General features: G+C 67.6%; 14 protein-coding genes. 10 read left to right on the top strand and 4 right to left on the bottom strand.

The features are described 5' to 3' along the window. Positions 1–145: 145 nt before the first annotated feature. Positions 146–1042, top strand: coding sequence for a DMT family transporter (locus PSEK12I1_RS0119185; protein ID WP_027602598.1), 897 nt, complete (start codon positions 146–148; stop codon positions 1040–1042). On the opposite strand, the gene PSEK12I1_RS0119180 is transcribed toward PSEK12I1_RS0119185, so the two are convergent. Further along, positions 1035–1772, bottom strand: a complete 738-nt coding sequence (locus PSEK12I1_RS0119180) for a tRNA-uridine aminocarboxypropyltransferase (protein ID WP_027602597.1) — start codon at positions 1770–1772, stop codon at positions 1035–1037. The genes PSEK12I1_RS0119185 and PSEK12I1_RS0119180 overlap by 8 nt on opposite strands. Positions 1773–1913: 141 nt before the next feature. Between PSEK12I1_RS0119180 and PSEK12I1_RS0119175 the strand changes: the two genes are divergently transcribed. After that, entirely contained in the window at positions 1914–2321 is a 408-nt protein-coding gene (locus PSEK12I1_RS0119175; protein ID WP_027597050.1) for a quorum-sensing-regulated virulence factor family protein, read from the top strand. 15 nt (positions 2322–2336) lie between these two features. Further along, on the top strand, positions 2337–3416 hold the full coding sequence (locus tag PSEK12I1_RS0119170) for a TIGR00730 family Rossman fold protein (protein ID WP_027602596.1): 1080 nt from the start codon (positions 2337–2339) through the stop codon (positions 3414–3416). Positions 3417–3793: 377 nt separating this feature from the next. On the opposite strand, the gene recX is transcribed toward PSEK12I1_RS0119170, so the two are convergent. The 3 genes from recX to PSEK12I1_RS0119155 all read right to left on the bottom strand — a co-directional run bounded on the left by recX (position 3794) and on the right by PSEK12I1_RS0119155 (position 5942). Next, entirely contained in the window at positions 3794–4246 is a 453-nt protein-coding gene (gene recX, locus PSEK12I1_RS0119165) for a recombination regulator RecX (protein ID WP_007159380.1), read from the bottom strand. 65 nt (positions 4247–4311) lie between these two features. Further along, a complete protein-coding gene (recA, locus tag PSEK12I1_RS0119160; protein WP_007159381.1) occupies positions 4312–5355 on the bottom strand; it encodes a recombinase RecA in 1044 nt (347 codons plus the stop codon). Positions 5356–5441: 86 nt separating this feature from the next. After that, entirely contained in the window at positions 5442–5942 is a 501-nt protein-coding gene (locus PSEK12I1_RS0119155) for a CinA family protein (protein ID WP_027597052.1), read from the bottom strand. A 163-nt stretch (positions 5943–6105) separates the two neighbouring features. On the opposite strand from PSEK12I1_RS0119155, the gene PSEK12I1_RS0119150 reads away from it, so the two are divergent. The 7 genes from PSEK12I1_RS0119150 to PSEK12I1_RS0119120 all read left to right on the top strand — a co-directional run bounded on the left by PSEK12I1_RS0119150 (position 6106) and on the right by PSEK12I1_RS0119120 (position 13498). Next, positions 6106–7143, top strand: a complete 1038-nt coding sequence (locus tag PSEK12I1_RS0119150) for a substrate-binding domain-containing protein (RefSeq protein ID WP_027597053.1) — start codon at positions 6106–6108, stop codon at positions 7141–7143. A 57-nt stretch (positions 7144–7200) separates the two neighbouring features. Continuing rightward, positions 7201–7983, top strand: coding sequence for a sugar phosphate isomerase/epimerase (locus tag PSEK12I1_RS0119145; protein WP_027602595.1), 783 nt, complete (start codon positions 7201–7203; stop codon positions 7981–7983). Further along, complete coding sequence (locus PSEK12I1_RS0119140; protein ID WP_027597055.1) at positions 7976–8905, top strand: sugar kinase; 930 nt, start codon at positions 7976–7978, stop codon at positions 8903–8905. Before PSEK12I1_RS0119145 ends, PSEK12I1_RS0119140 begins: the two co-directional genes overlap by 8 nt. Before the next feature lie 37 nt (positions 8906–8942). After that, positions 8943–10226 carry an MFS transporter gene (locus tag PSEK12I1_RS0119135; RefSeq protein WP_027602594.1) on the top strand — a complete coding sequence of 428 codons (1284 nt, stop codon included), beginning with the start codon at positions 8943–8945 and terminating at the stop codon, positions 10224–10226. Positions 10227–10240: 14 nt separating this feature from the next. Next, positions 10241–11224: an NAD(P)-dependent oxidoreductase gene (locus PSEK12I1_RS0119130; RefSeq protein ID WP_027602593.1), complete on the top strand. Its 984-nt coding sequence runs from the start codon at positions 10241–10243 to the stop codon at positions 11222–11224. Positions 11225–11277: 53 nt separating this feature from the next. Continuing rightward, positions 11278–11484 (top strand): hypothetical protein, encoded by a 207-nt coding sequence (locus tag PSEK12I1_RS0119125; RefSeq protein WP_007159388.1) that lies wholly within the window; start codon positions 11278–11280, stop codon positions 11482–11484. A gap of 64 nt (positions 11485–11548) precedes the next feature. Beyond that, positions 11549–13498 (top strand): ATP-binding protein, encoded by a 1950-nt coding sequence (locus PSEK12I1_RS0119120; RefSeq protein ID WP_027602592.1) that lies wholly within the window; start codon positions 11549–11551, stop codon positions 13496–13498. The last annotated feature ends 28 nt before the right edge of the window (positions 13499–13526 follow it).

Below are 13526 nucleotides of genomic sequence, written 5' to 3'. Positions count from 1 at the left end.
GCCCCCATCGACCAGGAAGCTGGCGCACGGGCTGCACGCAAGCATGCCGAACGGCGCGGACGGGAGCAAGGCCGGGTGGCTCGCCGACGGTAGGCAAGGCCCTGCGGTTTGCGGCACAGTTGCCGTTTTGCCCAAGAGATGCCCCATGCCCAGCGCCGCCTTGCGTGCCGATCTGCTCATGCTGCTCACCGCCCTCATCTGGGGCAGCGCCTTCGTCGCCCAGACCGGCGGCATGGAGCACATCGGTCCCTTTCTCTATACCGGCCTGAGATTCGCCCTGGGCGCCCTCACCCTGGTCCCGCTGCTACTGTTCCTGCGCCGCCGCGGCCGTCAGCAGCGCCTGACCCGCGACACCCTCAAGGGCGGCCTGCTGATGGGCCTGGTGCTGACCCTGGGCATCAATCTGCAGCAGGTGGGGCTGCTGTTCACCAGCGTGACCAACTCCGGCTTCATCACCGGTCTCTATGTCATCGTGGTGCCGCTGCTGGGGCTGCTGCTCGGCCAGCGCAGCCACCTGGGCACCTGGATCGGCGCCAGCCTGGCGGTGGTGGGCATGGGGCTGCTGAGCATCGGCGACAACTTCCAGGTGGCCTCGGGCGATCTGCTGCAACTGGCCGGCGCCCTGGCCTGGGGTGTCCATGTCCTGCTGGTGGGCCACTATTCCAGTCGCCACGACGCCACGGTGCTGTCGATCCTGCAATTCGGCGTCTGCGCCGTGCTCAGCCTCGCGCTGGCGCTGGCCTTCGAGCCGATCCAGTCGGCCGGGGTCGTCCTGGCCCTGCCCGAGCTGCTCTATGGCGGGGTGATCGCCGCCGGCATCGGCTACACCCTGCAGGTCTTCGCCCAACGCGGCGCCATCGCCTCCCATGCGGCGGTGATCTTTTCCCTGGAGGCGGTGTTCGCCGCCTTCTTTGGTGCCTGGCTGCTGGGCGAGGCCCTCAGCGGCCGTGGCTACCTGGGTTGCGTCCTGATGTTCGCCGGCATGCTCGCCGCCCAGCTCTGGCCGCGCCAGGCGCCGGTCGAGGTCAAGCCGGTCAACTAGCGCGCAGGGTCTTCAGTTGCTGGCTGGCCGGGCTGTCCGCCGCCAGCGGCAGGTGATGCTTGGCATCCAGGTAGCGCTCGCTGAAGACATCCAGATAGGCCTCCAGCAGGCGTCCGGCCGGTGCCTCACCGGCCAGTTCCAGGCACAGGGCGGCGACCTCGGCGGTGCACAGGTGCTCGCCGCGAGTGGAGCGCCGCAACCGGTAGCGCGACAGCGCATTGGGCTGAAAGCTCAGCACCGGCAGGTGGTCCAGATAGGGACTCTTGCGAAACATCTTGCGCGCCTCGGTCCAGGTGGCATCCAGCAGCACGAACAGCGGGCGCTGACCGGGGGCCAGCGGCAGGCTCTCGACCACCCGCTCGGGCGCGGCGTATTCGCCGGGAAACACCAGCAGCGGTTGCCACTCGGGCTGCGCGAGCAAATCCGGCAGCGCCGGATCCACCGCCGTGCGACTCCAGCCGAAGGCGTGGGTGTCGGCCACCACGTCGGCGATCAGCCAGCCGGTGTTGCTCGGCTTGAGCGGCTCGACGTCGTGCATCAGCAGGCACATGCCGGCCTGGGTCTGGCGCAGGGGACGCAGGTCGCAGAGGCAGTGGCTGGGCGCCAGGCGGCAATTCGGGCAGCGCGCCATGCGCGAGCCACGAGCGATGAAGGGTTTGATGCTGCGCGCCAGGCGCTCCTGGCGCAAACGGGCCACGGCATGCAGAGGGGTGTCGCTGATCGGGGTCATGCCGGGCTCGCGGGCAAAAGCGCAGTTTACCAGAGCGATCGGGATGCCCGCGGCGGCCAGGCAGGTTACCCTGCGCAGACGCCTTGCGAACCCCCGCCCGCGACCACGGTCGAAACGGGCTCCTCTATGCTGGAGAACACGATGCCTCGTTTTGCTTTGCTCGCCCTGACCCTCGCCCTGCCCTTCACCGTCCAGGCGGCCGAGTCGCTCAAGGACCACGAGCTCAACCAGATGCTGCGCAAGGTGGCTACCGAAAGCAGCCAGGGCACGCCCCGCGCCATCAACGAAGACATCCTCGACCGCGGCTACACCGTGCAGGGCAAGCAGCTGATCAACAACCTCAGCGTCCGCCCGGCCCATGCCGCCCGCATGCGAGAGAATCCGGCCACGGTGCGGGTGCAGCTCGCCGAGAGCGTCTGCCAGAACAACGGCTATCGCCAGTTGCTGGCCCGCGGCGCCACCCTGGTCTATGACTTCACCGAATACCAGACCAACAAGCCGGTCATGGTCGAGCGCTTCCAGGCCGCCGACTGCGGCCTGGGCAAGTAAGCGGAGACCGCGGCCATGACCGAGGACAGCGACGACAGCTACCTGGCCCGCCATGTGGAGCCCAGCGCCGCCGACCTCGGTCAGCGCATCGACGAATTGCTGGCGCACGCCCTGCCGGGCGGCAGTCCTAATCTCGGCCTCTACCGCGAGATGCTGGTGACGGTGGTGCGCATGGCGCAGACCAATCCGGCGCGCTGGGACGCCAAGATCATGCTGCAGACGCTCAAGGAGCTGGAGCAGGCCTTCCGCACCCTGGAGCGCTTTCGCCGGCGGCGCAAGGTCACGGTGTTCGGCTCGGCGCGGACCCGCATCGATCACGGCCTCTATACCCTCGCCCGAGAGCTGGGCAGCGCCCTGGCCCGCCGCGACATGATGGTCATCACCGGCGGTGGCGCCGGCATCATGGGCGCTGCCCACGAGGGCGCGGGGCCGGAAGCCAGCCTCGGCTTCAACATCACCCTGCCCTTCGAACAGCGCGCCAATCCGACCATCGAAGGCACGGATCACCTGCTGTCCTTTCACTTCTTCTATGTGCGCAAGCTGTTCTTTTTGAAGGAGGCGGATGCCCTGGTGCTCTGCCCCGGCGGCTTCGGCACCCTGGACGAGACCTTCGAGGTGCTCACCCTGATCCAGACCGGCAAGAGCCCCCTGGTGCCGCTGGTCCTGCTGGACACCCCCGACGGCCATTTCTGGGACGACACCCTGGCCTATCTGCAGCGCAATCTGCTGGAAGAAGGCTACATCCTCCCCGCCGATCTCAAGCTGGTGCGCCTGGTGCGTTCGCCGGAAGCCGCGGCAGCCGAGATCGAGCACTTCTACGACAACTACCACTCCACCCGCCGGCGTGACGGCCTGCTGCATATCCGTCTCAAGCACGCCGTGACCCCTGCCTGCCTGGAGCAGCTGGCCGCGGATTTCGCCGACCTCTGCCGCACCCCGGGCTTCACCCTACTGGCCCCGGGCGAAGGCGAGGCCGACGAAGCCGAGTTCGCCCACCTGACACGCCTCACCTTCGACTTCCACGGCCGTCACTATGGCCGTCTGCGCGAACTGGTGGACGAACTCAATCGACCAGAGCATTGGGCAGCCACCTAGGTTGGGTTGAGCGCAGCGAAGCCCAACGCTCTCCAACACCAGAACCGATGTTGGGCTGCACTCTGCTCAGGGCAAACCTGCGCGACCGAGGTTGATTGCTGACATCGCGGCCATGGGCCGCTCCTACGGACGCTGAGTTGAGGGTAGGAGCGGCCCATGGCCGCGATGGCGCTGAGCTCGAGTCGTTCCAGGCAAAAGCACGGGAAATGGCGACTCCCTTTCCCTTCGGCATCACCGCGACGCGCGCCCTCACCCCAACCCTCTCCCTCAGGGAGAGGGGGTTAGCCGTTTTCCGCAATCAGTCGCTCACCGCGGGCGGAGTGGACCTGCAGGCTGGCGCTGAGCGCAGCGGAGCCCAACACCGCAAGCCACGCCCATTACCGCCGGCTCAGCACCCGATTGATCCCGTCCATGGCATAACCTCGGTAGGCCAGGAAGCGGCCCTGCTTGGCGCGCTCCTTGGCGTCGGCAGGCGGTGTACCGAATTTCCGGCGCCACACCTCTTCCAGCTGCGCCTGCCAGTCCACATCCGCTTCGCGCAGGGCCGTTTCCACCTGCTCTCTTTTCAGGCCACGCTGGCCCAGTTCTTCGCGGATCCGCATGGGGCCGTAACCGGAACGGGCACGGCTGGCGATATAGCTCTCCAGATAGCGACTTTCGTCGAGCAGGCCATCCTCGGCCAGGCGATCCAGCACCGGACCGAGCAGGCTTTCCTCGGCCCCGCGCCGCCGCAGTTTGCGCGACAGCTCTTCACGGCCATGCTCGCGACGCGCCAGGAGGTCCATGGCGGCGAAACGGATGGCAGCGGTGGTATCCAGTGGATTGCCCAAGGGTGATCCTCCTTATGCGAAAACCCCCGCACGGGGCGGGGGTCGTCTAGAGCACTGGCCGGCGATCAGAAATCGACGTCAGCGTCTTCTTCAGCGGCCACTTCGGCCTTCTGATTGGTCGGCTGGCTCAGCAGCTTCTCGCGGATCGCCTTGTCCACGGCGCCCTTGATCTCGGGGTTGTCTTCCAGGAACTTGGCGGCGTTGCCCTTGCCCTGGCCGATCTTGCTGCCCTGGTAGCTGTACCAGGCGCCCGACTTCTCGATCAGACCCAGTTGCACGCCCAGATCAATGATCTCGCCGTTCAGGTAGATACCCTTGCCGTAGAGGATCTGGAACTCGGCCTGGCGGAACGGCGGTGCCACCTTGTTCTTGACCACCTTGACACGGGTTTCGCTGCCGATCACCTCGTCGCCTTCCTTCACCGCGCCGATGCGGCGGATGTCGAGACGGACCGAGGAGTAGAACTTCAGGGCGTTACCGCCGGTGGTGGTCTCGGGGTTGCCGAACATCACACCGATCTTCATGCGGATCTGGTTGATGAAGATGACCAGGCAGTTGGCGTTCTTGATGTTGCCGGTGATCTTGCGCAGCGCCTGGGACATCAGACGCGCCTGCAGACCCACGTGCATGTCACCCATCTCGCCTTCGATCTCGGCCTTGGGCACCAGGGCGGCCACGGAGTCGACGATGATGACGTCAACCGCGTTGGAGCGCACCAGCATGTCGGTGATTTCCAGGGCCTGTTCGCCGGTATCCGGCTGGGACACCAGCAGGTCGTCGACGTTGACGCCCAGCTTGCCGGCGTAGTCCGGGTCCAGCGCGTGTTCGGCGTCGACGAAGGCGCAGGTGGCGCCCTGCTTCTGGGCCTGAGCGATGACCGACAGGGTCAGGGTGGTCTTGCCCGAGGACTCGGGACCGTAGATTTCGACGATACGGCCCTTGGGCAGACCGCCGATGCCGAGGGCGATGTCGAGACCCAGGGAGCCGGTGGAAATCGCCGGAATGGCCTGGCGATCGTGATCGCCCATGCGCATCACGGTGCCCTTGCCGAATTGCTTTTCAATCTGTCCCAAGGCCGCGGCCAGGGCACGCTTTTTGTTGTCGTCCATTAGATTCCTCTCGGAGAAAGAAGGGCCAGACGGCCGTGGATACCTGTATAAGTGAACAGTATTAAACCATAGTCGCCCCCTGGTTGCTACACCTGAGGGCCTTTTTCCTCGGTCAGAAACGCCAATAAAACCTCCAGCGCGCGGACCTGGGTCTGCTGGCGGACGGCGGCGCGATCGCCGGCAAAGACCTGCCGTTCAGTGCGCAATTTCTCGCCGTCGCGCCAGGCCAGCCAGACGGTGCCGACCGGCTTGCCCGGCACCGCGCCACCCGGCCCGGCGATCCCGCTCACCGCAACGGCGAAGCGCGCCCCGGCGCGCTGTTGCGCACCCAGCGCCATGGCCGTCACCACCTCTTCGCTGACCGCTCCGACCTGCTCGAACAGGGCCTCGGGCACGTCCAGCTGCAAGGTCTTCTGGCGGTTGGAATAGGTAACGAAGCCGGCCTCGAACCAGGCGGAGCTGCCGGCGATGCGGGTAATGGCTTCGGCGATACCGCCACCGGTGCAGGATTCGGCGGTGGTGACCTGGGCGCCGGCCGCCTGCAGGGCTTCACCCAGGCGTTGGGCCAGGCTGTCGAGGAGGTCCATCGAAAGCTTCCTGTGCAAAGAGACTTAGAAGGTGACCGCGGCAAGCGAGTGGCTGCGGCGACCACTGGTCGGCCTGCACCTTAGACCGGCTTGCCGCCGCGCGTGAGAAAAGATTTACTGAAACCGGTTTCAGGCACCTACAAAAACCTAACAGCGGTACGCCATGAACGATGTCTACCTCCCCGGTCCGCGCGCCACCCGTGCGACCATCGCCGAAGTGGCCGCCGCCGCCGGCGTGTCCAAGGCCAGCGTGTCCCGCTACATCAGCGGTGATCGCCGCCTGCTGTCCGACTCCCTCGCCGCGCGCATCGAGCAGGCCGTGGTCGCCCTCGATTTCCAGCCCAACCAGATGGCCCGCGGCCTCAAGCGCGGTCGCAGTCGCCTGATCGGCATGCTGGTGGCCGACCTGCTCAACCCCTACTCCACCGCGGTCATGCATGGCGTCGAAACCGCCTGCCGCCAGCAGGGCTATTCGCTGCTGATCTGCAATACGGATCAGGACGCCCGCCAGGAGCGCCAGCAACTGGCCGCGCTGCAGTCCTACAGCATCGAAGGCCTGATCGTGAACACCTTCGGCCAGCACGCCGCCGACCTGCGCCAGCTGGGCAGCCGTCTGCCGCTGGTGCTGCTGGACCGCGAACTGCCCGGCGTCGAGGCCGATCTGGTCGGCCTCGACAACCACCAGGCCATCGCCACCGGGGTCGCCCACCTGCAACGCCAGGGCTATCGCGACCTGCTGCTGGTCAGCGAACCCCTGGACGGCACCAGCTCCCGTCGCCAGCGCCTGACGGCCTTCGACACGGCACTGGCCGAACACCCCGGCTGCCGTGGTACCCATTGCGCCCAGGCTGACGATGCCCTGGCGCTGCAGACCGCCCTCGCCACCTTCCTCGCCGCTCCCGGTCCCGGTCCCAAGGCGCTGCTCACCGCCAACGGCGTGGCGACACTGGCCACCACCCTGGCGCTGCAGGCCCTGGGCGAGCCCCTGTTCGAGCGCTTCGGTCTGTTGGCCCTGGATGATCTGGATTGGTTTCCCCTGGTGGGCGGCGGTATCAGCGCCCTGGCCCAACCGACCCATGCCCTGGGCGTGGCCGCCTTCGAGCGCCTGCAGCGGCGTATCGACGGCGATCGCAGCGCTCCGGTGCAGCAGACCTTCGGCGCGGAGTTGCGTATCCGCCAGTCGACTCGCGCCAGAACCTAGGGGCACCTTTCGTCTTTTTGCCCGTCTTTCTTTGAAACCGGTTTCAGGAGAACAACAATGCCACCGGAGATCGCCATCACCACCTCGGCCTTTGGCGCCGACGGGGTCCGAGCCCAGGGTCAGGCCGCCTGGCTCGATCTGATCGCCGCTGCGGGAGCCTCCCATGTGGAGATCCGCGCCGAACTCTTTACCGAGGCCCCCGACTTCGCGGCCCTGGGCGCCGCCATCCGGGCCGCCGGCCTGGGCTGCGTCTATTCCGTCCCCCTGGAGCTCTGGCCCGAAACCGACGCCGCGCTCTCGCCGCGCCTCCCCGCCGCCCTCGCCGAGGCCCGCCTGCTGGGCGCCGACACGCTCAAGGTGTCCCTCGGGCACTATCGCGCCGCAGCCGATCTGGCGGCGCTCGCCCCCCTGCTGACCGACGCGGGCCCTCAACTGCTGGTGGAAAACGACCAGACCGCCCAGGGTGGTCGGATCGAACCGCTGCGCGCCTTCATCCAGGCGGCGCGGGCAGCGCAGCTGCCGGTGGGACTGACCTTCGATGTCGGCAACTGGCGCTGGCAGGACGAAGACCCGCTGCAGGCCGCCCGCCTGCTCGGCCCGGACGTCCGTTACCTGCATTGCAAGGCGGTGCGCCGGCGTGCCGGCGGCCTGCATGCGGTGCCGCCGGAGGCCGCGGACCTGCTGGCCTGGCAGGGGCTGATGACGCACTTCCCCAGCGGCCTGCGGCGGGCCATCGAATTTCCCCTGATGGGTGCGGATCTGCTGGCCGAGACCCGTCGCCAGGTGGCGGCGTTGCGCACCCTGGATGCCCAGGTTCAGGAGGCGCGCCGGCATGGCTGACATCGACATCCTCGCCTTTGGCGAAACCATGACCATGTTCGTCGCCGAGACGCCGGGCGAGCTGGCCACGGTCGGCCAGTTCGGCAAGCGCATCGCCGGCGCCGACAACAACGTGGCCATCGGCCTGAGCCGCCTGGGCTTCAAGGTCACCTGGCTGTCGCGGGTCGGCGATGACTCCTTTGGCCGCTTCGTGCGCGCCAGCCTCGAAGCCGAGGGGCTGGACTGCCGCCGCCTCAGGATCGATCCCCGGCACCCCACCGGCTTTCAGCTCAAGTCTCGCGCCACCGATGGCAGCGATCCGGTGGTCGAGTACTTCCGCCGCGGCTCGGCGGCCAGCCACCTCAACATCGAGGAAGACTTCGACCCCAGCCTGCTCCAGGCGCGTCACCTGCATGCCACCGGTATCCCGCCAGCGCTGTCGCCCAGCGCCCGCGCCTTCAGCCGGCACCTGCTGCAGGCCATGCGCGACGCCGGCCGCAGCATCTCCTTCGATCCCAATCTGCGGCCGTCGCTGTGGGACAGCGAAGACCAGATGCGCCGTGAACTTAACGACCTCGCCGCCCTGGCCGACTGGGTGCTGCCCGGCCTGGCCGAGGGCCGCCTGCTGACCGGCTACGACACCCCGGCGGACATCGCCGCCTTCTACCTCGACCGTGGCGCCAAGGCCGTGGCCATCAAGCTCGGCCCCGAGGGCGGCTACTGGCGCACGCCCGACGCCGAGGGCGAGGTCCCCGGTGTGCCCGTGGCCGAAGTGGTCGACACCGTCGGCGCCGGCGATGGCTTCGCCACCGGCTTCGTAAGCGCCCTGCTCGACGGTCTCGACGTCGCTACCGCCGTCGCCCGTGGCAACTGGATCGGCGCCCGCGCCGTGCAGGTGGTCGGCGACATGGAAGGACTGCCCTACCGTCACGAACTACCCTGATCTACACCCCTACAAGAACAATCAAGCAGGTGACCCCATGAACGCCTCTTCTCTCGCTCCACGCCGCTGGTGGTATCTGATGCCGGTGGTCTTCATCACCTACAGCCTGGCCTATCTCGATCGAGCCAACTATGGCTTCGCGGCCGCCTCGGGCATGGCCGACGACCTGGGCATCACTCCGGCGATGTCGTCGCTGCTCGGCGCACTGTTCTTTCTCGGCTACTTCTTCTTCCAGGTGCCTGGCGCCATCTACGCCGAGAAGCGCAGCGTCAAGCGGCTGATCTTCTGGAGCCTGATCGGCTGGGGCGGCCTGGCGACCCTGACCGGCATGGTGCCCAACGTCACCCTGCTGATCGCCATCCGCTTCCTGCTCGGTGTGGTGGAGGCGGCAGTGATGCCGGCGATGCTGGTCTATCTCTGCCACTGGTTCACCAAGCGCGAGCGCTCCCGGGCCAACACCTTTCTGATCCTAGGCAATCCGGTGACCATCCTCTGGATGTCGGTGGTCTCGGGTTATCTGATCCATGCCCTGGACTGGCGCTGGATGTTCATCATCGAAGGCCTGCCGGCGGTGATCTGGGCCTTTATCTGGTGGCGGATCGCCGACGAGCGGCCCAAGGACGCCAAGTGGCTCGATCAGGCCGAAAAGGCCCGCCTGGAAGAGGCCCTGAAGGCCGAGCAGCAGGGCATGAAGCCGGTCAAGAACTACGCCGAAGCCTTCCGCTCGCCCAAGGTCATCCTGCTGTCGCTGCAGTATTTCTGCTGGAGCATCGGCGTCTATGGCTTCGTCATCTGGCTGCCCTCGATCCTGCGCAAGGGTGCCCAACTGGACATCGTCCAGGCCGGCTGGCTGTCTTCGCTGCCCTACCTCGCCGCCGTGCTGGCCATGGTCGGCGTGTCCTGGGCGTCGGATCGCCTGCAGAATCGCAAGCTGTTCGTCTGGCCGCCGCTGCTGATCGCCGCCCTGGCCTTCCTCGGCTCCTTCGCCCTCGGCACCCAGCACTTCTGGTGGTCCTATGCCCTGCTGGTGGTGGCCGGTGCCTGCATGTACGCCCCCTATGGCCCCTTCTTCGCCATCGTCCCGGAAATCCTGCCCGGCAACGTCGCCGGTGGCGCCATGGCGCTGATCAACAGCATGGGTGCCCTGGGCTCCTTTGCCGGCTCCTACCTGGTGGGCTATCTCAATGGCGTGACCGGCGGTCCCGGGGCGTCTTTCGGCTTCATGGGCGGCGCCCTGCTGGTGGCCGTGGTCCTGACCCTGCTGCTGCGCCAGGAGCCGGTCACCCGCGCCGCGGCGCTCAAGCCCGCCGCCAGTCACTAGAGGAAACGCTGTCCATGAAAAAGAAGGTGATCCACTACAAGGCCCTGTCCCAGGCGCTCACCGCGCGCCTGGAAGAGGCCTTCGACCTGGAATACGTCGACGTCAAGGCGCCGGGCGGCGAAGCCCGGCTGCGCGAGCGTCTGCCCGAGGCCCAGGGCCTGCTCGGCTCCAGCTTCAAGCTGACGCCCGAGTTGCTGGACGTGGCGCCCCGGCTGGAAGCCATCGCCAGCGTCTCGGTCGGCTTCGACAGCTATGACCTGCCCTATCTGCAGCGGCGCGGCATCCTGCTCTGCAACACCCCGGATGTCCTGACCGAGAGCGTGGCCGACGCCGCCTTCGCCCTGCTGCTCGCCACCGCGCGGCGCATCGTCGAGCTGGCCGATTGGGTGCGCGCCGGCCAGTGGCGGGCCAGTCTGGGCGAGGCGCACTTCGGCTGCGACGTCCATGGCAAGACCCTGGGGCTGGTGGGCATGGGCCGCATCGGCCAGGCCATCGCCCGCCGCGCCCACCTGGGTTTCGGCATGCAGGTCAACTACACCGCCCACGCCGCCAAGCCCGAGGTGGACGAGCGCTTCGGCGCGCGCTTCCTGCCGCTGCCCGAGTTGCTGGCGAGCTGCGACTTCCTCTGCGTCACCGTGCCCCTGAGCGAGGAGACCCATCACCTGCTGGGCGCCGCCGAGCTCGCGCGGCTACCGGCCCACGCCATCCTGATCAACGTCTCGCGCGGACCGGTGATCGACGAGGCCGCGCTGATTACGGCCTTGCAGGAAGGCCGCCTGCGCGGCGCCGGCCTGGATGTCTTCGATCAGGAACCCGTGGCAGCGGACTCGCCCCTGCTGCAACTGCCCAACGTGGTGCCTACGCCGCACCTGGGCTCGGCGACCCGGGAGACGCGTGAAGCCATGGCCCGCTGCGCGGTGGACAATCTGCTGGCCGCCCTGGGCGGTCAACGACCGGCGAATCTGGTGAATCCCGAGGTCTGGCAGCGGCGCGAGTGAGCCTTGGCCGTCATTTGTGGTCAGACAAGTATCATCCCCACGGAGAACGCCCCATGACCGCCTTCGACGATCCCCAAGCCTTCGTCAACCGCGTGCGCGAGCAGGCCGCCGATGCCGAGCGCAGCGGCGACATCCCGCGCCTGCTGCAGCTGGTCAACGAACTGGCCACCGCCTTCGAGCGCCAGGCCCGCAGCACGGCGGCGGACAATGCCGAGGTAGCGCGTGCCGTCGAGGAATTCGAGCGACACGAGGGCACCTGATCGGCCTGCCGCTCGTGCAGCCTTTCGCTACCGTGACGGACCCGCGTCCCGAGGTCTAGCGCCAGTGCCCATCGCCCCTTACATCCTGCTCGGCCGGTTGCTCAAGCTGGCCCCGCGGGACGCCCCCGCCCCCTTGCGCTATCTGGGCGCGGCCCTGCTCATCGCCGTCGCGGCCGGCATTCGCCTGAGCCTGGGGATCGACAGCCTGCCCTATCTGCTGTTCATTCCCTTCATCATGGCCGGGGCCTTCTGGTTCGGCCTCGGTCCCGGGATCTTCGCCACCCTGCTGTCGGTACTGCTGGCCGAGACCCTCTTCGTCAAGGCCCCGGCCTATTTCGCGTTGTTCTCCGAACGCTGGGTGTCCCATGCGCTGTTCGTGCTGGTCAACGTCATCATGGCCATGGTCTGCGCGGCCCAGCGCCGTAGCCTGGAGTCCCTCCATCGCTTCGCCGGCAATCTCGGCGAAGAAGTGGCCCTGCGCACCCGGCAGCGTGACCTGATCTGGCAGGCCAGCCCCGACCTGCTCTGCACGGCTACCCTAGAAGGCCAGCTGCTGGACCTCAATCCGGCCTGGACCAGCACCCTGGGCTGGAGTGCAGAGCAGCTGCGCCACGAACCCTTCATGGCCTTCGTCCACGTCGAGGATCGCGCCCGCACCGAGGCGGCGCTGGAACGCCTGACGCTTGGCGAACCGGTGTTCGGCTTCGAGAATCGCTATCGGCATCGCGAAGGCGGCTATCGCTGGCTGTCGTGGAATTCGGTCTTGCAGGATGGCCTCATCTATTCCGCGGTACGCGAGGTGACGGCCATCCGCGAGCAGCAGGAAGCCCTGCGCCAGACCGAGGAACAGTTGCGCCAGAGTCAGAAGATGGAGGCCGTGGGCCAGCTGACCGGCGGCATCGCCCATGACTTCAACAACCTGCTGACCGGCGTGATCGGCAGTCTCGACATGCTCAGCCTGAGACTCGCCCAGGGCCGCTACACCGATCTCGAACGCTATGCCACGGGCGCCAAGGGCGCCGCCGAACGCGCCGCGGCCCTGACTCACCGCCTGCTCGCCTTTTCCCGCCGCCAGGCGCTGGACCCCACCGCCACCCAGACCAACGCCCTGGTGCTGGGCATGGAAGAACTGATCCGCCGCTCGGTCGGTCCCCAGGTCGAGATCCACATCGAACTGGCCGAGGCCTTGAATCCCACCCTGTGCGATCCCCACCAGCTGGAGAACGCCCTGCTCAACCTGTGCATCAACGCTCTGGATGCCATGCCCGAGGGCGGGACGCTGCGCATCGTCACCGCCAATCGCCGGCTCAACGACGCCCAGGCTGCCGCCCTGGAATTGCCGCCTGGCGACTATGTGACCCTGGCGGTGCTCGATACCGGTACCGGCATGCCGCCCGAGGTTCTGGCGCGCGCCTTCGATCCCTTCTTCACCACCAAGCCGGTGGGCATGGGCACCGGCCTTGGTCTGTCGATGATCTATGGCTTCGCCAAACAGTCCGGCGGCGTCGCCCATATCGTCTCGGCACCCGAGCGGGGCACCACCGTCACCCTCTATCTGCCGCGCCTGGTGGACGCCCCGCCGCCGTCGATCGAGACGCTGCGCACCTCACCATTGCGCTATCCCACTGGCATGACGGTACTGGTGGTGGACGACGAACCCCTGGTGCGGACGCTCGTGGACGAGGCCCTGCGCGAACACCGTATCCGCACCCTGGAGGCGACCGATGCCGCCACCGCCCTGCAGGTGCTGGAATCGGATACGCCGCTGGATTTGCTGATCGCCGATGTCGGCCTGCCAGGCGGGCTGAGCGGCTGCCAGCTCGCCGCCCTGGCCCGTGAACGCCGCCCCGGCCTGATGACCCTGCTGATTACCGGCTACGCCGAGGCGGACCTGCCCGGTCAGCCCCTGCCGGTCCCCGGCGTCGAGGTGCTGGCCAAGCCCTTTACCCTGGAAAGGCTCATGACCCAGATCGATCTGCTGCTGGCTGCCCGCGAACAACGACCGCAGGCCTGATGCCGCTGCCCTGAGCCGAGCGGGGCCG

Source organism: Pseudomonas sp. MOIL14HWK12:I1 (assembly GCF_000510705.1).
Classification (GTDB): domain Bacteria; phylum Pseudomonadota; class Gammaproteobacteria; order Pseudomonadales; family Pseudomonadaceae; genus Chryseomonas; species Chryseomonas oryzihabitans.
The sequence above is the reverse complement of the archived record's forward strand: the minus strand, read 5'-3'. Positions and strand labels throughout refer to the sequence as shown.